The organism is Mesorhizobium sp. M0018, assembly GCF_040323955.1.
In the GTDB taxonomy this organism is placed as follows: domain Bacteria; phylum Pseudomonadota; class Alphaproteobacteria; order Rhizobiales; family Rhizobiaceae; genus Mesorhizobium.
Genome location: NZ_JAMYVL010000001.1, coordinates 136,037 through 154,792, shown reverse-complemented (window position 1 = coordinate 154,792; position 18,756 = coordinate 136,037). Strand labels below are relative to the sequence as shown.

Here is an 18,756-nt window from a genome sequence, read left to right as displayed (position 1 = left end):
TCGTGCGCCGTCGGGCCGCGCAGATTGTGAAACTCCTCGACGCTTGGCTGCGCCTTGTCGCGGCCATGCGTCCGTCTTTGATGTGAGAATTTGAGCTGGCCCGCCACAGGTGAGAGCCTTCGTCTGACCGGTGGTCGAGCGCCGTCCAGGCCTGCCTGCGCGGCTACTAACGACGAATGATCCTGCGATCGGGGAAGATCCTGCGACCTGGCTAAACTAGCGATCGATTTCTCCGAACACGATGTCGAGCGAGCCGATGATCGCGGCAACATCGGCGATCATATGGCCTCGGGACAGGAAATCCATCGCTTGCAGGTGGGCGAAGGAAGGTGCGCGGATCTTGCATCGGTAGGGAACGTTGCCCCCGTCCGACACGAGGTAGACGCCGAATTCACCCTTCGGCGCCTCGACGGCGGCATAGACTTCACCGCTCGGCACGCGAATGCCTTCGGTATAAAGTTTGAAGTGGTGGATCGTCGCTTCCATCGAGCGCTTCATCGTGGCACGCGGCGGCGGCGTGATCTTGTGGCTCGGAATCGCGACCGGTCCCTGGCCTTCTGGTGAGCGCAACTTTTCCAGACATTGCCGCATGATCCGGACCGACTGGCGCATTTCCTCCATGCGGACGAGATAGCGGTCGTAGCAGTCGCCATGCTTGCCGACTGGGATATCGAAATCCATCTCCGAATAGCATTCGTATGGCTGCGCCTTGCGCAGGTCCCAGGACGCGCCCGATCCGCGCACCATCACGCCGGAAAAGCCCCAGGCCCAGGCATCATCGAGGCCGATCACCCCGACATCGACATTGCGCTGCTTGAAGATGCGGTTCTCGGTCAACAGCTCTTCGAGATTGTCGCAGACCTTGAGGAACGGATCACAGAACTTCCAGATGTCGTCTAGGAGTTCCGGCGGCAGATCCTGATGCACGCCGCCGACCCTGAAATAATTCGCGTGCATGCGGGCGCCGGACGCGCGCTCATAAAAGACCATCAGCTTCTCGCGCTCGGCGAAACCCCAGAGCGGCGGCGTCAGCGCGCCGATGTCCATGGCTTGCGTGGTGACGTTGAGGAGGTGCGATAACAGCCGGCCTATTTCGCAGAAAAGCACGCGGATGAGCTGTCCGCGTTTCGGAACCGATATTTCGAGGAGCTTCTCGGCGGCGAGACAGAATGCATGCTCCTGGTTCATCGGCGCGACGTAGTCGAGCCGGTCGAAATAGGGCAAGGCCTGCAGGTAGTTCTTGTACTCGATGAGCTTTTCGGTGCCGCGATGCAGCAGGCCGATATGGGGATCGGCGCGTTCCACGATCTCGCCGTCGAGTTCGAGCACCAGCCGCAGGACGCCGTGAGCGGAGGGATGTTGTGGCCCGAAATTGATGGTGAAGTTGCGAACTGCAGCCTCGGCCATGACAGTCCTCCGCGATCAAGCGGGCTTTGGTTCCGTGCCGGAGCCGGCTTGTCCGCTTTCAGCCGCTCACGTCGTCGTCTGGATGATCAGCGTCAGCGTGCCGTCGCCGTCGATATTGGCTGCGACGACCTGCGTGGAATTAAGCCCGTTCGCCGCCAGCGCCGATGCCGCCTGCGGCGATGCGTCGATCGAACTTTGCAGGATGCGCAAATCCTCGGCGCTGGTCTGGGTGACGACGGCCTCCGCCTGTGCCTTGATGTCAGGAGGCAGATCCTCCATCGCCACGATTGTCACTGCGGTGAAATTCTGGGCGGAGAAGGCTTGGTCAGGTGTAGCCTGGTCGGGAGTGGTCCCTTCGGGCGTGGCTTGCTCTGGCAGGCTTTGCGGGGCCGTCGGCGGGACAGGGGCAAGCTCTGGTCCCACGGATTGCGCATAGACCGGCGAGGCAAGGGCCAGTGCCGAAAGTGTGGCAATTGTCGTCGATAGGCGCATGGCCGTTCCTTCCGTTTGCTCAGCGGACGATCAATTCGGTGACGACAAAACCATCGTGTCGAAATATGGTTCCGTGAGCGAGGTGATGTCTTGCCGAAAGCCGTGATTGTCGCGGAAAGCAGGGCGCGAAATCCGGCGTTGCCTGTCTCAGGCAGCGGTGTGGCTGCGATCGGGCTGCGGCCAGCGCTGCAACGCCTCACGGCCCTGAGCGGTCAGTTCGTAGATCCCGCGATCGGTGCGCGCGAACCAGCGATACACATTGTGCAGCAGGATCTTAGGCGCGTTCGGCAGGTTGGGCTTCAAGTCACGCGGCCGCTTTGGGCCATCGGCGAGGGCTGCGGCGCATGCCAGCGCCTGCTGGCGATAAGCGGTCATGATCGGCGCACGCGAGCCGCCGCCGGCGACAGGATCGCCCTGCCGACGCCGATGTTCATCGATCAGCTTCGAGCGGCGCCGGGGATCCCGACGCGGAGCCAATGCCGTCGGGCTGAGCAGCACCTGAACTTCGCCGTTCGGTCGCACGCCAAGCAGGCCAAAGCCGAGGCGACGGCAGAGATTGCGGTATCTCACATCGCTCTCACGGCCCTTGCCACGGGCCGACATGCATGCCGCTAGCCAGACCTCGTCGCTCGCCGCCATACGGTCGACGCCCTGGAGGACCAGTTCGAGGTTGAACTTCAGCTTCAGCTCGCAGATGACGACGATCGGTGGAGAGTCGGCACTCAGCGCCAGCAGATCGCAGCCGCCGATCTCGCCCTTGACCATGAAACCCAGGCCTTCCAGGAAGGCCTTGACCGGGCTGTAGAGTGACGTTTCGAGCATGGGCCTTTGTCGGCTGCGAATCATCCCGCCGATCGGCGGTTCAGCGCGATGATCGCTCCTTGCCGTTGAACAGGAGGTAAACGACGGCCAAACAAGTGGTCAGAGCCGTGCCATGGCCGCTTGCCAATTTGGTATGCTGGTATAATGTGTACCTGAGGTAGCATGCTCCGCGTAGCTGCGCTGTGCTGGACATCCGGGCGCCCGAGACATCGTCCATGGCATCGTCATTTGAGCGGCGGCTCCCCTGCGTTCTCTAATCCGCCGACCGGCGGCAATGTGCATACAAGTCAATGGGATGACGATCGGCAGGGCCGTCGTTGGAATTCAGGAGTAACGGACACATGACAACGATTGCGCTGTTTGGTGCGGGCGGCAAAATGGGTTACCGTCTGTCGACCAATTTTCGCGGATCTCCCTATACGATACGCCATGTCGAGGTCAGCGACGCCGGCCGCGAGCGGCTTAAGTCGGGCCTCGGCATCGATGCCGTCAGCGCCGATGAGGCGCTTGATGGCGCCGATGTGGTGATCCTGGCGGTGCCGGACACGCATATCGGCAAGGTCGCGGCGAACATCGAGAGCAAGCTTGCATCAGGCACGATGGTCGTCGTGCTCGACGCCGCGGCACCTTTCGCCGGGCATTTGCCGAAGCGGTCGGACCTGACGTATTTCGTCACTCACCCGTGCCATCCGCCGATCTTCAACGACGAGACCGACATGGCGGCGAAGAAGGACTATTTCGGCGGCGTCAAGGCCAAGCAACACATGGTCAGCGCCTTGATGCAGGGACCGGAGGAGGATTTCGCCAAGGGTGAGGCGATCGCCAAGATCATCTGGGCCCCGGTCATGCGCTCGCATCGCGTCACCGTCGATCAGATGGCGCTGCTCGAGCCCGGCCTTTCGGAAACGGTATGCGCCTCGCTGCTCGTCGTCATGAAGGAGGCCGTTGACGAGGTGGTGGCGCGCGGGGTCGACAAGCAGGCGGCGCTCGACTTCCTGCTTGGTCATATGAACGTGCTTGGCGCCGTCATCTTCGGCGAGACCAAAGGCGTGTTCTCCGACGCCTGCAACAAGGCGATAGAGTTCGGCAAGCCGGTGCTGATGCGCGACGACTGGAGGCGGGTGTTCGAGCCGGAGGAGATTGCCGCGAGCATTCAGCGCATCACTTGAGGGCAGCAACGCGTTCTCCGGAACATGTCACCTGAAATTGTCATTGACTCATTATACCAGTTGGCTTAGCTGTTCGATGGATCGGACCGTCAAGCTTCGCAGCAGGATCAGGCGCTGGATGAGTGGAGGATAGGGGGAGCGATCCGTCGAGGTGAAGCCGGCCAAGGGCTTGTGAATCTGACGCGACCCGCCGCCTACGGCCGGCTAACGAAATCGAATGCATATAGCCTTGGGATAAGGCACGGATTTTCAACGGGAGGAATACATGAAACTGACACGCAGAATGACGCTTGCGGCTTTTGCCGGCATGCTGGCGCTTGGCACCGCCGCACCCGCCTATGCGGCGGATTTGATCGCCATCATCACGCCCTCGCATGACAATCCGTTCTTCAAGGCGGAAGCTGTCGGCGCGGAGGCGAAGGCCAAGGAACTCGGGTACGAGGCGTTGGTGCTCGTCCATGACGACGACGCCAACAAGCAGTCCGAATTGATCGACACGGCGATTGGCCGCGGCGCCAAGGCGATCATCCTCGACAATGCCGGCGCCGACGCCACCGTCGCCGCGGTGCAGAAGGCCAAGGACGCAGGCGTTCCTTCCTTCCTGATCGATCGCGAGATCAATGCCACCGGCGTTGCCGTCGCGCAGATCGTCTCCAACAATTATCAGGGCGCCCAGCTCGGCGCGCAGGAATTCGTCAAGCTGATGGGCGAGAAGGGTAATTTCGTCGAGCTCGTCGGCAAGGAATCCGACACCAATGCCGGCATCCGCTCCAAGGGTTACCACGACGTCATCGACGACTATCCGGACCTGAAGATGGTGGCGCAGCAGTCGGCCAATTGGAGCCAGACCGAGGCCTATTCAAAGATGGAATCGATCCTCCAGGCCAATCCCGATATCAAGGGCGTGATCTCCGGCAACGACACGATGGCGATGGGCGCTCATGCGGCACTTGCCGCTGCCGGCCGCAAGGACGTCATCGTCGTCGGCTTCGACGGGTCGAACGACGTGCGCGACTCGATCACCTCCGGCGGCATCAAGGCGACAGTCCTGCAGCCGGCCTTCGCGCAGGCGCAGATGGCGGTCGAGCAGGCCAACGACTTCATCAAGAACAAGAAGTCCCCGGCTGAGGAAAAGCAGCTGATGGACTGCGTCCTGGTCAATGGCGACAATGCCGCCAAGCTGGAGACGTTCGCGCTCACCAACTGAGCCGGCGTAACATCAAGCAGCAAGGGACGAGCCTCCGGTTCGTCCCTTGCTTCCATTTCGCCCTTGCCTCCATTTCTCTGGGTGCTCCTGACCGCCATGCCGAACGAGCCGACATGTTCAACACGCTGACCCGGCCGATCTTTGTCGCGTTGTTCCTCGCAGCAATAGGCAGCCTGACCGCCTGCAAGATCCTGCCGACGCCGTCGGCGGAAAACGGCGGCACTGGCTCCGCATTCGATCCCGACAAGATGGTCGCGGACATCTGGGCGGCGAAAGTCATACCCTATCTGCAGCAGAAGGCCGGGCCGTTTGCCGAGGTTCACACCTTGGCCAAGACCGATCCCGCCGCTGCCGGCGCCAAATACGGCAACCCGAAGAAGCAGGCGAATTCGCCATGGACCTTCGCCGTTCGGCTCGAGGGCAAGGTCGTGGCAGCCAACACACAGTCACGCGCGGCGACGATGGACGTCGATGCCGACGGCGACGGCAAGGCGGACGCGCGGGTGCAGATCGGACCCGCCATGCGCGGAACCGCGCTGCGCGACAGCCTCGACTTCATCCAGTTCAACGATTTCACCAACCAGATCGACTTCGCCCAGTTCGGCAAGGCTTTCAACGCCTATGCCGACAAGACCGTGCTTTCCAAGCTGCCGCGCGAGGCACTCGAGGGCCGCAGCGTCGAGGTACTTGGCGCCTATACGCCGGGCAGTGGCCAGGACCTGCCGCTGGTGACGCCGGCGGAGGCAAAGATCGGGCCGAAGTCATGAGCGGCGATCAAGATGTCATCCTGAAGCTGGAGGACGTCTCGAAAGTCTATTCCGGCACCGTCGCGGTCAAGCGGGCGAATTTCGAAGTGCGCAAAGGCGCGGTCAACGTGCTGGTCGGCGAAAACGGAGCCGGCAAATCGACGCTGATGAAGATCATCGCCGGCGTCGAGCAACCGACGCTCGGGCGCATCCTGCTGGACGGCGAGGAGGTTTCATTCTCGTCTTCCGGTGATGCCGTGAGCCGCGGCATCGGCATGGTTTTCCAGGAGCTGAATCTGTTCGGCAATCTGACTGTCGCCGAAAATATTTTCGCCACCCGCGAGATCACCAACCGCTTCCGCAAGATCGACCGCAAGGAGCAGGAGCGCCGCGCGGCGGAGTTCCTTGAACGCCTGGAAGCCGGCATCCGGCCCGACATGCTGGTCGAGGATCTGCGCATCGGCCAGCAGCAGTTGGTCGAGATCGCCAAGGCGGTTTCGCTCGATGCGCGCATCCTGATCATGGATGAACCGACCTCGGCGCTCAGCGCGGCGGAAGTCGAGATCCTGTTCAAGGTGATTGCCGACCTCAAGGCACGCGGCGTGGCAATCGTCTACATCTCGCACCGGCTCGAGGAGCTGATCCGCATCGGCGACACCATTACGGTGCTGCGCGACGGGCGCATCACCGGCCAGGCGGAGATGAAAGACGTCGACACCCAGTGGATCGTGCGGCAGATGATCGGCTCGGACGCCAAGGACTTCGCCAAGGCCGACGGCCATGTGCCGGGCGAGGAAATATTCCGCGCCGAGGACATCTGCCTGCCGCGCGTCACCGGCGGGCTTGCGGTCGATCACGTCTCGCTATCGCTGCGCGCCGGCGAAATTCTCGGCATCTATGGCCTGATGGGCGCCGGACGCAGCGAGCTGTTCGACTGCATCATGGGCCGCCACGGCCATTCGACGGGCACGATATTCATTGCCGGCAAGAAAGTGCACGAGCGCGACACGACGCGGCGCATCCGGCGCGGCCTGGCGCTGATCCCCGAAGACCGCCAGCGCGAAGGGCTGGTGTCAATCCTCTCCGTCGCCAGCAATCTGACGCTGGCCAGCCTGTCGCGGTTCGTGCGCCTGTTCCACATTCGTGGTGCCGCCGAAAGACAGGCGGTGGCCCGGACGGTGCGCGAACTGGCGATCAAGGTCGCCGATCCGGCGCAGGAAGTCTCGTCGCTGTCAGGCGGCAACCAGCAGAAGGTGGTGATCGGCAAGGCGCTGCTCACCGGGCCGAAGGTGCTGTTGATGGACGAGCCCAGCCGCGGCATCGACGTCGGCGCCAAGGCCGACGTGTTCCGCACCATGCGCAAGCTGTCGCGCGACGGCCTGGGGATTCTGTTTGCCACCTCCGATCTCGACGAAGTGATGGCGTTGTCCGACCGCATCGCGGTGATGAGCAATGGAAAACTGACCGGCATGTTCGACCGCGCCGAGGCGACGGAGGCCGCACTCGTCGCTGCCTCCGCCTTCGGCCACGGACCGGTCCCGCACGGAGAGCAAGACGCATGACTGACATCCCAGCCAAGGCGGCGGTCAACTCCATGTCGGGCGGCTCGGTCCTGCTGACGCTGATGAAGGCGAGGACGTTCATCGCGCTGATCGCCGTGCTGTTATTCTTCTCGATAGCCGCCCCCAATTTCCTATCGGCCGCCAATCTTATCCTGATGTCGAAGCATGTGGCGCTGAACGCATTCCTCGCAATGGGCATGACCTTCGTCATCATCACCGGCGGCATCGACCTGTCGGTCGGCTCGATCGTCGGCCTGTGCGGCATGGTGGCCGGCTATCTCGTGCTCAACGGCATCGACCTGCAGGTCGGCTATACCATCTATTTCAACGTCTTCGAGATCGCGCTGATCACGCTTGCCGTCGGCATATTGATCGGCGCCGTCAACGGCTTGCTGATCACCAGGCTCAACGTTGCGCCGTTCATCGCCACGCTCGGCGTGCTCTATGTCGCGCGCGGCCTGGCGCTGCTGTCGTCCGACGGCCGTACTTTCCCCAATCTCGTCGGCAAGCCGGAGCTCGGCACCACCGGATTCGGCTTTCTCGGCGCCGGCCGGTTGCTCGGCCTGCCGGTCGCGCTCTGGATTTTGCTCGTCGTTGCGCTAGGGGCGGCCTATCTCGCCAAATACACCCCGCTCGGCCGCCACATCTTCGCGGTTGGTGGCAATGAACGGGCGGCGCGGATTTCGGGCGTCCGCGTCAATATGGTGAAGATGTTCGTCTACATGTTCTCCGGCTTCTGCGCGGCGATCGTCGGGCTGATCATCTCGTCGGAGCTGATGGCGTCGCATCCGGCGACCGGAGAGAGCTTCGAGCTCAACGCCATTGCCGCGGCGGTGCTCGGCGGCACCTCGATGTCGGGCGGTCGCGGCACGATCGGCGGCACCATTGTCGGCGCCTTCGTAATCGGCATTCTTTCGGACGGGCTGGTGATGATGGGAGTGAGTTCGTTCTGGCAGATGGTGATCAAGGGCCTCGTCATCATCGTCGCCGTCGTCGTCGACCAGGCACAGCGCCGGCTGCAGAGCCGTGTCACGCTGATGCAGATGGCAAAGGCCGGCTGACATGGCGGAACTGCGTGGAGCGCTGATCGGCTGCGGCTTCTTTGCCATCAACCAGATGCATGCCTGGCGCGATATAGAGGGCGCCTCGATCACCGCCATCTGCGACCGCGATCCGGACCGGCTACGGATCATTGGCGACCAGTTCGGGGTCGCACGGCGCTATACCGACGCGGCAGCGCTGTTTGCCGGCGAAAGGCTGGATTTCGTCGACATCGCCACCACGGCACCAAGCCACAGAATGCTCGTGGAGATGGCGGCGCAGCACGGCGTTCCGGCAATCTGCCAAAAACCGTTTGCGCCGACGCTTGCCGACGCCAAGGCGATGGTAAAGGCCTGTGCTGACGCCGGCGTGCCGCTGATGGTGCATGAGAATTTTCGCTGGCAGTCGCCGATCCAGGCGGTGCGTACCGTGCTCGACAGCGGCGAAATCGGCACCCCCTTTTTCGGACGGATCTCGTTCCGCTCTGCCTATGACGTGTTTTCCGGCCAGCCTTATCTGGCGACGGGAAAGCGCTTCATCATCGAGGATCTGGGTATCCACATCCTCGACATAGCCCGCTTCCTGCTGGGCGACGTCTCGACCGTCACTGCGCGAACGGCGCGCATCAATCCAGGCATTGCCGGGGAGGACGTTGCGACGATGCTGATGGACCACACGGGCGGAGCCACTTCCGTGGTCGACTGCAGCTACGCCAGCAGGCTCGCGACAGAGCCGTTCCCCGAGACGCTGATCGAGATCGACGGCAGCGACGGCACGATCCGGCTGGCGCAGGGCTACCGCCTCACCGTCACCGGCAGGAGCGGGACAGCTGTGAGCGACGTCTCGCCGCCGCTGCTGGCCTGGGCATCACGGCCGTGGTACAACATCCAGGAAAGCGTCGTCGCCATTCAAAAGCATTGGGTCGACTGCCTGACCAAGGGAACCGAGCCCGCGACCTCGGGCGCGGACAACCTCAAGACACTAGCGCTGGTCGAGGCTGCGTACGCTGGCGCCGCAAGCCGGGAGCCGGTGCAACTCGACGCCTTGCTGAAATGACAGCCGACGCCTTCCTCCTCTACGGCACACGTGCCGTTGAAGCCGAACCGGTCAAGCTGCGCGCCGGCGCGCTGACGGCGGACTTCGTCAACGGCAATCTGCGCACCATCCGGCATGGCGGCACCGAGGTTCTGCGCGCCGTCGCCTTCATCGTCAGGGATCGCGACTGGGGCACCTACGAGCCGGCGCTCACCGATTTAATCATCGACCAGGGCGATGACGCTTTCTTCGTCAGCTATTCGGCAGGTTGTTTCGGACCAGAGGGAAGCCGGCTCGACTTCCGTGCGACCATCAAGGGCTCGGCCGATGGCCAGCTGATCTTCGACGTGAGCGCTCTTCCCGACAACGATTTCGAGACCAATCGCTGCGGCTTCTGCATCCTGCATCCAATTGCCGGGCTGGCCGGCAGCCCGGTCACGGTCGAGCATACCGATGGCAGCGTGGTCGCGACGCGGCTTCCAGAGCTGATCGATGCCTGGCAGCCTTTCAAGGATCTGCGGGCGATCACCCATGAGATCCGGCCGGGCGTCACCGCCGAATGCCGGATGCAAGGCGACACGTTCGAGATGGAGGACCAGCGCAACTGGTCGGATGCCTCCTACAAGACCTATGTCCGGCCGCTCGCGCTGCCATGGCCCTATGTGCTGCCTGCCGGCAAGACCTTCCGCCAGACCACTAGTTTGCGGATAGAGGGTCGCGGGAAAGTGCCGGCCGCTGCGGCAATCGCGGACCCAGTTCGCGTCACGCTCGGCCAAGCCGGACCGGCGCTGCCGGATGTTGGCGTGATCATCTACCCGGATGAGGTCGAGGCGGCGCTGGGCAAGCTGCCGATGCTGTGCGAGCTTGGTCCGCAGCAATTGATGTTCCACTACGACCCGACGCGTGGCCATGGGCTCGACGCCTTGCGATCCTACGCCCGGCTCGCCGCCGCCTATCCGGTCCGGACAACGCTCGAATGTGTCATTGCCGGCGACGGCGATCTCGACGCCGAGCTTTCAGGCGTCGCCGACAGGGTGCGCCAGGCCGGGCTCAAGCTTTCGGCCATTGCCGTCTCGCCTTCGGTCGACCGGCAGTCGACGCCACCGGGCAGCGCGTGGCCGCACTGCCCGCCGCTCGAAGACGTCTACGCCGCGGCGCGGCGCTCCTTTCCCGACAGCCGCCTCGGCGGCGGCATGTTCAGCTATTTCACCGAACTCAATCGCAAGCGTGTGCCGGCCGACCCGCTCGATTTCGTCACGCATTGCACCTGCCCGATCGTGCACGCCGCCGACGATCTCAGCGTCATGCAATCGCTGGAAGCATTGCCTTTCATCACGGCGTCAGTACGAACGATCTTCGGAACAATACCTTATCGGGTCGGGCCGTCGACCATTGCCATGCGCCAGAACCCTTATGGCGGCGCGACCAAGGCCAATCCCGACAATCAGCGCATTGCCATGGCCGACCGCGACCCTCGCCATGCCGGGCTGTTCGGGGCCGCATGGACGATCGGCTATGCGGCGCGCGTCGCGCCGGCCGGGCTCGAAATGCTGACGCTCTGCAGCTTCACCGGACCACTCGGCGTGCTGGCCTCGTCGGGCGAACCTGTCAAAGAAGGTACACCCCGGCCGATTTTCCACGCGGTGAAAGGACTTTGCGATCTGGCCGGCCATGCGCATGTGGCGGCGACAACGACCGATGAGACGCGGGTGCTGGCACTGGCCGGCCACTCCCAGACAGGCAAGATCATCGTCTGGCTGGCGAACCTTACTCCGGACGACCTTCCAGTCGATGTTTCCGGGCTCGGTTCCGATCAGGGTTTTCTGAATATCTGGGATGGACGAACGTCACGCCAGATTCAGCGCGACGCGTCGGGCCGAGACCGTCTTGTCATGACGCCCTACGCAATCGTCCGGATTGGCTGAAGTCACGCCGGGGTTCATGAATCGCCGCAGTTCCGCAGCGGTTGCCCGTAGCCGCAGCACTTCCGCTGCCGACTTGTCACCGGACTTGCTTTCGAAACTCGCCTGGTGCCATTCCAGTTGTCTTGGAAAAAAGACGGCTGAACGAAGCGACGTCCTGATATCCCACCCGATAGCAGATTTCTGAGACGCTCAGTTTCGTTTCCTCAAGCATGGACCTTGCCAACTCCAGCCGCCTTTCCTGGATCCATTTTCCCGGCGTTGTCTGGAGCTCGTCGAAAAACCTGCGAGACAGGGTTCGCGAAGACATTGCCAATTCGGTTGCAAGAAATTTCAAATCGATTTCTGACATCTTGTCGTTCGAGAGCTCGCGCAGCTTGTTCTCGAATGGGCTGGCGTCGTTCGAAATTTTGTCGAGAAGAAATTCGTAGGGACTCTGGAATTTGCGCGGCGGAGGAAGAACCAGAAGTTTTCGAATGATCCGCTCTTCCTTCTCGAAGCCCAGATCGATCAGCAAAGCCCTGGCGAGTTCGAGTCCGGAAAACCCGCCTCCACATGTGTAAAGGCGGTCCTGGCGAATGAGCAGGCGGGAAGCGTCCCATCGCACTTGCGGAAACCGGCGGCTTGCCTCGTTCTTCAGCCACCAGGATATCGTTGCGCGCTTGCCGTCCAACAATCCCGAAGTGGCGAGCAGATAACACGCGCCGCAATGTGCTGCGATGATTGCGTCCTGCTGCTGCGCGAGCGCGATCAGCGGTTTTGAATGCTCACTCTCCTCGTCGAGCGAGCGCAGAAGCTCCGGAATCTCGACACCCGGCATGGCAATGAGAATCAGGACATCCATTTTCCGGGATGGTTGAGCCTTTGTCGGGAAGGAAATTCCGGTGCTCGATGCCGACGGCGCGCTCCTTGAAACGAACTCACAGGAGAGAACCTGCGAACGGCAGACGTCATTCACAAGCTGAAACATTTCCACGAGCGTCGAGACGACGGCCGAATAGAAATTCGACGGCAGCCAGATCACAACGTGGAGGCCCCTGTCAGCCATTGCGGTACTCCAGTATCGTTCTCGGATGGCAAGCCTAGCATAGTCTTTGCAAGAATTGCCAATCCCAGAACAAGCGCGGCGCCTCCAGGAGGGCCTATGCGGGCTTGCTGACGAAAGCGGGCCGCGGAAATCCATGGCTGGGAAGATGCAAATGCTGAAATCGTTGAATGAAAACACGCGGCACATACATCGGATTCAGACGCAATAGAAAACTGCGTCGGTCCAGGCTCAGGCTGATCTGTGGTCAGTCAGTAGGCCGAGAGCAAGGTGCCGGCCGCTGCGGTCGGGACCTTGCTCTTGATTTTCAGCTGCCGGAGTTCATCACGTAAAGCGCACGCGAGCGTTCGAGGTGCTTGATCATCGCCTTCTCGGCGCCATCCGCATCCTTGGCCTCGATGCGTCCGATGATCTCTTCGTGCTCGGTCAGCGTGAACTTTTCCTTGCCGGTCCAGATCAGCATTTCGGTGTGGTATTCCTTTAGCCAGCCAAGCATTGCCTCGCTGACGGCGACATAGATCGGGTTGCCGGATATTGCCGCGATCTGGGTGTGGAATTTCATGTCGGCGGATATAAAGGCTTCCGAGTCGCCACGATGGCTGCGCTGCTCGGCAACCGTTGCGCGCAACCGCTGCACGTCCTCGGCGGTTGCCTTCTCTGCGGCTTCCCTGACCATGCCGCGCTCGAAGAAGATACGCGCGTTCTTGAGGTGCTCCAGCGTGTCCTTCGACGACGACAGGATGATCTTGGCGGCGCCGTCGACCTGTTTGATGATCGACTTGGCGGTCAGCTGCAGCACTTTCGCCCGCTCGCCATGCGAGATCGCGACGAGGCCCATATTGCTCAACGCCTGCATTGCCTCGCGGATCGCCGGCCTGCCGACCTCGAAGCGCTCCATCAATTCGCGCTCCGACGGCATGTCGTCACCCGGCAGCAATTCGCCGCTGGTGATCAGGCGCTTCAGTCTCAAGAATACTTCGTCGGAAAGCTTGCGCCGGACGATCGGCTCCGAACGGTTCATCGTCGCGAATCACTCCTTTGACCGGCCCCTATCTAGCATTTCCGCCGTGAATTCCGGAACGCCTGCTGCCGGCTCGCCCTTACCGCCAAGCCGGATAGGGCTTGCAAAGCTTATGTACTCATTATACCAGATTTCAAGGGCCAAGGAACCTTTTTCGAACCACCCGGCAGGCCGCGCGAATATGATTGTTCTCACCTATCGCATCGAAACGCCGGGCAATATCGAGGCGCTGGCGGCCAAGATCGCAAGCGACCAGTCGACCGGAACCTTCGTCGCGCTGGCCGGCGAGACCGAAGAGCTCAAGGCCAGGGTCGCAGCGCGAGTCCTGGCGATACGGCATCTGCCGGATGCGGATCGGCCGTCTCTTCCCGAAACCGGTCCCGAAGCGCGCAACGGCCCGGTCAAGCGCGCCGACGTCGACATCGCGTTTCCGCTGGACGCCATCGGTACCGACCTGTCGGCGTTGATGACCATCACCATCGGCGGCACCTTTTCGATCAAGGGCCTGTCCGGTATCCGGGTCGTCGACATGAGGCTACCAGAGGAGTACCGGCGCGCGCATCCGGGCCCGCAATTCGGCGTCACGGGCAGCCGCAGGCTGACCGGTGTCGCGGATCGTCCGATCATCGGGACCATCGTCAAGCCGGCGCTGGGGCTCCGCCCGCCCGAGACGGCCGCAATGGTGCAAGAGCTGATTGCGGCCGGCGTCGACTTCATCAAGGACGACGAGAAGCTGATGAGCCCGGCCTATTCGCCGCTGTCGGAGCGGGTGAGGGCAATCATGCCGCTGATCCTCGATCACGAGCAGAAGACCGGTAAGAAGGTCATGTATGCCTTCGGCATTTCACATGCCGATCCCGACGAGATGATGCGAAACCACGATCTGGTGGCAAAGGCCGGCGGCAATTGCGCGGTGGTCAATATCAATTCGATCGGTTTCGGCGGCATGGCTTACCTTCGAAAACGCTCCAGCCTTGTGCTCCATGCCCACCGCAATGGCTGGGACATTCTCACCCGTCATCCCGGCCTTGGCATGGATTTCAAGGTCTGGCAGCAGTTCTGGCGTCTGCTCGGCGTCGACCAGTTCCAGATCAACGGCATCGCCTCAAAATACTGGGAACCCGACTGGTCCTTCGTCGAATCCTTCAAGGCGGTGACCACGCCGATCTTTTCGCCGGCCGATTGCGCATTGCCGGTCGCCGGCTCCGGCCAGTGGGGCGGGCAGGCGCCTGAAACCTTCCAGCGAACCGGCCGGACGGTCGATCTTCTCTATCTCTGCGGCGGTGGCATCGTCAGCCACCCGGACGGGCCGGGCGCCGGCGTGCGCGCCGTGCAGCAGGCCTGGCAGGCGGCGGTCCAGGACATTTCGTTGGCGGATTATGCCTTGAGCCATGTCGAGCTGGCGCGGTCGATCGAGAAGTTCGGCGGCGGCGAGGCGGCCTGACGCCATGCAAAACCTGCTTCTGAGTTACTATGGCGACGACCTGACCGGCTCGACCGACGTTATGGAGGCGCTCGAGCTCGGCGGCGTGCCGACCGTCCTGTTCATGCGCCAGCCGGACGAAGCGCTGCTTTCGCAATTTGCGCATTGCCGCGCCCTTGGGCTGGCCGGCACCAGCCGCAGCGAGACGCCGCAGTGGATGGACACGCATCTGCGAGATGCCTTCGCCTGGCTGAAGACCGTCAACGCCGAGATCTGCCACTACAAGGTCTGCTCGACCTTCGATTCCAGCCCGGCAATCGGCAGCATCGGCCGGGCGATCGAAATTGGCCGCTCGGTTTTCCGGCAAGACGGCGTGCCGCTGGTGGTCGGCGCGCCGCAGCTGAAGCGCTACACCGCCTTCGGTCATCTGTTCGCGGCCTATCGCGAAAAATATTTCCGCATCGACCGCCATCCCGTGATGAGCCGCCATCCGACCACGCCGATGGACGAATCCGACCTGCTGATCCATCTGTCGCGCCAGACCAGCCTCGCCTCGGGCCTGGTCGACCTGGCGACGCTGCAGTCCGCGTCGCGGTCGAAAGCATTCGACCGGCTTGTGGAGAATGGCTCAGGTATCGTGCTTGTCGATGTCGATAGCCTGGAAACCCAGGCACTTGCCGGCAAGGAGATTTGGCGCGCTCGCAAGCCGGGCGGTTATTTCGTCGTCGGCTCTTCAGGCATCGAATATGCCTTGCTGGTCGAATGGGCATCGAACCGGATCGTGGATACCAAATCCGCCTTTTCGCCGCCGGGCGCTGCCGACAGGATCGCCGTGGTCTCGGGGAGCTGCTCGCCGACGACGGAACGACAGATCCGTCATGCTCTGGCCGACGGCTTCGACGGGATCGAGCTCGACCCAGTCCAACTGGTTTCTGAGGCTTCGAACGACGCGATTGCGCGCGCGGTGGCAACCGGCCGCTCCAGCCTACGGGCCGGGCGCAGCGTCGTCCTCTACACCGCGCTCGGGCCTGCGGCCGACCGCGGTGCAGAAATCGATCTCCGGGAAGGCGCCCGCCATAAGCTCGGCTACGGCCTTGGCGAGGTTCTCCGCGAACTGACGCTTCAAGAGAAGCTACTGCGCGTGGTCATCGCCGGCGGCGACACGTCGAGCCATGCACTTGGCCAGATGGGCGTAGACGCGCTGACTGTGCGAATGCCGCTGCCGGCATCGCCGGGCTCGCCACTTTGTGTGGCACATTCAAGCATTAAGGCGATCGATGGGCTGGAAATTGCCCTCAAGGGTGGGCAGGTCGGAACCGACCGCTATTTCTCCGCTATTCGCGATGGGGTCGGCGGTTGAGAGCGGGGAATGTCAGGTCAAATCGGTGATGCTCGATCGGGATCGAGGATACTAGCCGGCAAACCAGAAATCTCAGGCGTTCAGATCAGCGGCAATGCCACTCATCACGCTATCTGCCCATTGTCCTGCCTGGATGATACTGACGGGCGTAGGCGACACAGGCGTCTACCGTGCTGACACAGAGCGCATCGCGGTTGTTCGGCAGGTTGTTGTCGCCGGCGTAGGCAACCTCGGCAACATGACCGTCAACCATTCGAATTTGCGTGTTGCAATAGCCGCCGGGGGCGACGTTGACGGAACCCCCCAGCGCCGGGACGGGGCCAATGGCGACGGTCGGAACGACAATGTTGAGATTGCCGCGTTGAACGACGCGCTGATAGGTCCAGATCTGGCCGGATTTGCCGACATCGGCAGTGGCGGTAGGAAAGCCGGCGCACATTCGAACGTCCGCCTCGCTAAGGCCGACCATCTCCCTGCGGGCTGCCGCCGCCGTGGCGTCTTCCTTCGCAGTGCTCGACGTGTCGTCGGGCATGACGCAGGAAGACAGGATGGCGGCGCTTGCCGATAGAAGGAGAAGGGCAAGCTTTCGGGTGTGGAAAGATGTCATACCAACTTCGGATTGCACGGGAGGCCCGAATGCAAACCTAGGAAGTGGGCCAATCGAGTCAACCGGCAGAAAATTCACGAAGTCGTTGGTCCGCCATTCCGCCGCACGCATCTGCTGGAAGAGGTTAGGCTGCCGCCGTGACCCTCGCGCCCTATCTTCCGCCTGGGCATCGGATTTCCAAATCCGACCCCTTCTTGTCAGATGTACTGGCGCACGGTGCTGTGACTTTGGTTCGGCCGACGGTGTGCTAGTTTCCAGCCAATTGCTCCGGAGACGTCATGCCTATCAAGCTGCAAGAAATCGCCCTCGCTCTTCTGCTGTTGGTTGCCGGAACTGGGTTCGGTCATGCGGAGACGGCCCAGCGGCCGCCGCCCACAGGCGGGGTTCTCTCGCTCCTGCCACCGCCGCAGACTTCCGATCATTCGATCGTCATTGCCGGACGCACGCTCGATTACGAGGCCAAGGCCGGCACGCTGTCATTGCCGTCCGGCAAAGGCGATATCACCGCCGAGATTTTCTATGTCGCCTATGCTCTGCACGCAGGGAAAGAAACGGGACCGGATCCGCGTCGCCCGATCACCTTCGTGTTCAATGGCGGTCCGGGAGCAGCTTCCGCCTATCTCCATCTCGGCGCGCTCGGTCCGCGGGTTCTGGCGACAGCGGCCGATGGAAGTTTCCTGCCGTCGCCGCAGAGGCTGTTCGATAACCCCGACACCTGGCTCGACATGACCGACCTGGTCTTTGTGGACCCTGTCGGAACCGGTTACAGCCGTGAAGCGCCCGGCACGGAAGCACACAGCTTCTGGGGCGTCAGCCAGGACGCCGCGTCGATAGGCGCGTTTATCCGACTCTATCTGGCGCAGACGAACCGTACGGCATCGCCTGTCTTCCTGGCTGGCGAAAGCTATGGCGGCTTTCGAGCAGCATTGCTCGCCAGGAAGCTTCAGGAAGACATCGGCATCAGCCCGAGTGGTGTCGTGCTGATTTCGCCGGCGCTCGAATTCACGCTGGTGCGCCCGGACGAGTTCCAGCCGCTCCACTGGGCGCTGGAACTGCCGTCGCTGGCGGCAGTGCGCCTACACAGCGAAGGCGTTTCCGGCCCGGCCCTGCAGGAGCGGCTGGCGGAAGTCGAACGCTATGCGCTCGGCGATTATCTGGCCGCGCTGGCCGGTGGGCTGGAGCAGGGTGGACGCCTGGCGAGCCAGCGTGTCGCCGCAATCACCGGTCTGCCGCTCGATCTCGTCCAGCGGCACTTTGCACGCATTCCCATAGGGCTGTTCGCCAAGGAGTTTGCACGGGCAAAGGGCAATGTTCTCAGCGCCTATGACGGCAACATCGCGACAGCGGACGTGGCGCCAGAGAGCCTGGGAGTCGAGGGTCCCGATCCGGTGCTCGACCGAAGCGTGCCGGCGCTCACCTCCGCTTTCGTCGGCTATGTGCGTGATGAATTGAACTTCCGCACGGATATCAGCTATCGGCTTCTCAACCGTGAAGTCAGCGGCAATTGGGACTATGGGACGAGCGCGACGCGTCAGGGCTATGCGGGTGTCATGGACGACCTTCAACAGGCGCGCGTGCTAAACCCCAGCCTCGGCGTGCTGATCGTCAACGGCTACAGCGACCTGGTGACGCCGTACATGGGCTCGCGCTACCTGCTTGGTCAAATTCCTTCGCTTGCCGGCGCAAAGCCCATTCGCACCGAGGTGCTGGAGGGCGGGCACATGATGTATCTGAGGCCGGATGGACGGGCGGCACTGAAGCAGGCCGCGTCCGAGCTTTACCGAACGACGCAATGAGACGGTTTGCCCAAAAAAGCGCCGGATACGCTGTTCGCCCTCTCATCAGGCCCTAGTTCCATCGCGATTGATCGGTTACACACCTAGGATGGCGTCTTTCA

General features: G+C 62.5%; 16 protein-coding genes. 10 read left to right on the top strand and 6 right to left on the bottom strand.

Going from position 1 to position 18,756, the window contains the following annotated elements:
• Positions 1-216: 216 nt before the first annotated feature.
• The 3 genes from NKJ81_RS00760 to NKJ81_RS00750 form a co-directional block, all read right to left on the bottom strand.
• Positions 217-1,407 (bottom strand): NADH-quinone oxidoreductase subunit D, encoded by a 1,191-nt coding sequence (locus NKJ81_RS00760; RefSeq protein ID WP_352501918.1) that lies wholly within the window; start codon positions 1,405-1,407, stop codon positions 217-219.
• A gap of 66 nt (positions 1,408-1,473) precedes the next feature.
• Positions 1,474-1,899, bottom strand: a complete 426-nt coding sequence (locus NKJ81_RS00755; RefSeq protein ID WP_352539319.1) for a hypothetical protein — start codon at positions 1,897-1,899, stop codon at positions 1,474-1,476.
• Positions 1,900-2,046: 147 nt separating this feature from the next.
• Positions 2,047-2,721: a DUF2161 domain-containing phosphodiesterase gene (locus tag NKJ81_RS00750; protein WP_352454118.1), complete on the bottom strand. Its 675-nt coding sequence runs from the start codon at positions 2,719-2,721 to the stop codon at positions 2,047-2,049.
• A 341-nt stretch (positions 2,722-3,062) separates the two neighbouring features.
• On the opposite strand from NKJ81_RS00750, the gene NKJ81_RS00745 reads away from it, so the two are divergent.
• From NKJ81_RS00745 to apnL, 7 genes are all read left to right on the top strand, one after another.
• Positions 3,063-3,890: a phosphogluconate dehydrogenase C-terminal domain-containing protein gene (locus NKJ81_RS00745; RefSeq protein ID WP_352539318.1), complete on the top strand. Its 828-nt coding sequence runs from the start codon at positions 3,063-3,065 to the stop codon at positions 3,888-3,890.
• 265 nt (positions 3,891-4,155) lie between these two features.
• Positions 4,156-5,097 carry a D-ribose ABC transporter substrate-binding protein gene (locus NKJ81_RS00740; RefSeq protein WP_352469588.1) on the top strand — a complete coding sequence of 314 codons (942 nt, stop codon included), beginning with the start codon at positions 4,156-4,158 and terminating at the stop codon, positions 5,095-5,097.
• A gap of 113 nt (positions 5,098-5,210) precedes the next feature.
• Complete coding sequence (locus NKJ81_RS00735; RefSeq protein ID WP_352539317.1) at positions 5,211-5,864, top strand: DUF2291 family protein; 654 nt, start codon at positions 5,211-5,213, stop codon at positions 5,862-5,864.
• Positions 5,861-7,405: a sugar ABC transporter ATP-binding protein gene (locus NKJ81_RS00730; RefSeq protein WP_352469590.1), complete on the top strand. Its 1,545-nt coding sequence runs from the start codon at positions 5,861-5,863 to the stop codon at positions 7,403-7,405. The genes NKJ81_RS00735 and NKJ81_RS00730 overlap by 4 nt, the downstream gene beginning before the upstream one ends.
• Complete coding sequence (locus NKJ81_RS00725; protein ID WP_023675478.1) at positions 7,402-8,466, top strand: ABC transporter permease; 1,065 nt, start codon at positions 7,402-7,404, stop codon at positions 8,464-8,466. Before NKJ81_RS00730 ends, NKJ81_RS00725 begins: the two co-directional genes overlap by 4 nt.
• Before the next feature lies 1 nt (position 8,467).
• Positions 8,468-9,502, top strand: coding sequence for a Gfo/Idh/MocA family protein (locus NKJ81_RS00720; RefSeq protein WP_352539316.1), 1,035 nt, complete (start codon positions 8,468-8,470; stop codon positions 9,500-9,502).
• A complete protein-coding gene (gene apnL / locus NKJ81_RS00715) occupies positions 9,499-11,406 on the top strand; it encodes a D-apionate lactonase (protein WP_352539315.1) in 1,908 nt (635 codons plus the stop codon). The genes NKJ81_RS00720 and apnL overlap by 4 nt, the downstream gene beginning before the upstream one ends.
• A gap of 76 nt (positions 11,407-11,482) precedes the next feature.
• Here apnL and NKJ81_RS00710 read toward each other — a convergent pair whose 3' ends face one another.
• Positions 11,483-12,451, bottom strand: a complete 969-nt coding sequence (locus NKJ81_RS00710; RefSeq protein ID WP_352539314.1) for a GlxA family transcriptional regulator — start codon at positions 12,449-12,451, stop codon at positions 11,483-11,485.
• Between the two features lie 304 nt (positions 12,452-12,755).
• Positions 12,756-13,469: a transcriptional regulator NanR gene (locus NKJ81_RS00705; protein ID WP_292663135.1), complete on the bottom strand. Its 714-nt coding sequence runs from the start codon at positions 13,467-13,469 to the stop codon at positions 12,756-12,758.
• A 181-nt stretch (positions 13,470-13,650) separates the two neighbouring features.
• Between NKJ81_RS00705 and oiaX the strand changes: the two genes are divergently transcribed.
• Together oiaX and NKJ81_RS00695 are read left to right on the top strand one after the other, a co-directional pair.
• Positions 13,651-14,913, top strand: coding sequence for a 3-oxo-isoapionate-4-phosphate decarboxylase OiaX (oiaX, locus tag NKJ81_RS00700; protein WP_352539313.1), 1,263 nt, complete (start codon positions 13,651-13,653; stop codon positions 14,911-14,913).
• Between the two features lie 4 nt (positions 14,914-14,917).
• Positions 14,918-16,252, top strand: coding sequence for a four-carbon acid sugar kinase family protein (locus NKJ81_RS00695; protein WP_352539312.1), 1,335 nt, complete (start codon positions 14,918-14,920; stop codon positions 16,250-16,252).
• Positions 16,253-16,361: 109 nt separating this feature from the next.
• Here NKJ81_RS00695 and NKJ81_RS00690 read toward each other — a convergent pair whose 3' ends face one another.
• Positions 16,362-16,859, bottom strand: a complete 498-nt coding sequence (locus NKJ81_RS00690) for a hypothetical protein (RefSeq protein ID WP_352469597.1) — start codon at positions 16,857-16,859, stop codon at positions 16,362-16,364.
• Between the two features lie 278 nt (positions 16,860-17,137).
• Between NKJ81_RS00690 and NKJ81_RS00685 the strand changes: the two genes are divergently transcribed.
• Complete coding sequence (locus NKJ81_RS00685; RefSeq protein ID WP_352469598.1) at positions 17,138-18,655, top strand: S10 family peptidase; 1,518 nt, start codon at positions 17,138-17,140, stop codon at positions 18,653-18,655.
• Positions 18,656-18,756 lie beyond the last annotated feature (101 nt).

Bases quoted from the DNA above. Each gene is read 5' to 3' on its own strand.
- NKJ81_RS00760 (WP_352501918.1), bottom strand. From the start codon at position 1,407: ATGGCCGAGGCTGCAGTTCGCAACTTCACCATCAATTTCGGGCCACAA.
- NKJ81_RS00755 (WP_352539319.1), bottom strand. From the start codon at position 1,899: ATGCGCCTATCGACGACAATTGCCACACTTTCGGCACTGGCCCTTGCC.
- NKJ81_RS00750 (WP_352454118.1), bottom strand. From the start codon at position 2,721: ATGCTCGAAACGTCACTCTACAGCCCGGTCAAGGCCTTCCTGGAAGGC.
- NKJ81_RS00745 (WP_352539318.1), top strand. From the start codon at position 3,063: ATGACAACGATTGCGCTGTTTGGTGCGGGCGGCAAAATGGGTTACCGT.
- NKJ81_RS00740 (WP_352469588.1), top strand. From the start codon at position 4,156: ATGAAACTGACACGCAGAATGACGCTTGCGGCTTTTGCCGGCATGCTG.
- NKJ81_RS00735 (WP_352539317.1), top strand. From the start codon at position 5,211: ATGTTCAACACGCTGACCCGGCCGATCTTTGTCGCGTTGTTCCTCGCA.
- NKJ81_RS00730 (WP_352469590.1), top strand. From the start codon at position 5,861: ATGAGCGGCGATCAAGATGTCATCCTGAAGCTGGAGGACGTCTCGAAA.
- NKJ81_RS00725 (WP_023675478.1), top strand. From the start codon at position 7,402: ATGACTGACATCCCAGCCAAGGCGGCGGTCAACTCCATGTCGGGCGGC.
- NKJ81_RS00720 (WP_352539316.1), top strand. From the start codon at position 8,468: ATGGCGGAACTGCGTGGAGCGCTGATCGGCTGCGGCTTCTTTGCCATC.
- apnL (WP_352539315.1), top strand. From the start codon at position 9,499: ATGACAGCCGACGCCTTCCTCCTCTACGGCACACGTGCCGTTGAAGCC.
- NKJ81_RS00710 (WP_352539314.1), bottom strand. From the start codon at position 12,451: ATGGCTGACAGGGGCCTCCACGTTGTGATCTGGCTGCCGTCGAATTTC.
- NKJ81_RS00705 (WP_292663135.1), bottom strand. From the start codon at position 13,469: ATGAACCGTTCGGAGCCGATCGTCCGGCGCAAGCTTTCCGACGAAGTA.
- oiaX (WP_352539313.1), top strand. From the start codon at position 13,651: ATGATTGTTCTCACCTATCGCATCGAAACGCCGGGCAATATCGAGGCG.
- NKJ81_RS00695 (WP_352539312.1), top strand. From the start codon at position 14,918: ATGCAAAACCTGCTTCTGAGTTACTATGGCGACGACCTGACCGGCTCG.
- NKJ81_RS00690 (WP_352469597.1), bottom strand. From the start codon at position 16,859: ATGACATCTTTCCACACCCGAAAGCTTGCCCTTCTCCTTCTATCGGCA.
- NKJ81_RS00685 (WP_352469598.1), top strand. From the start codon at position 17,138: ATGCCTATCAAGCTGCAAGAAATCGCCCTCGCTCTTCTGCTGTTGGTT.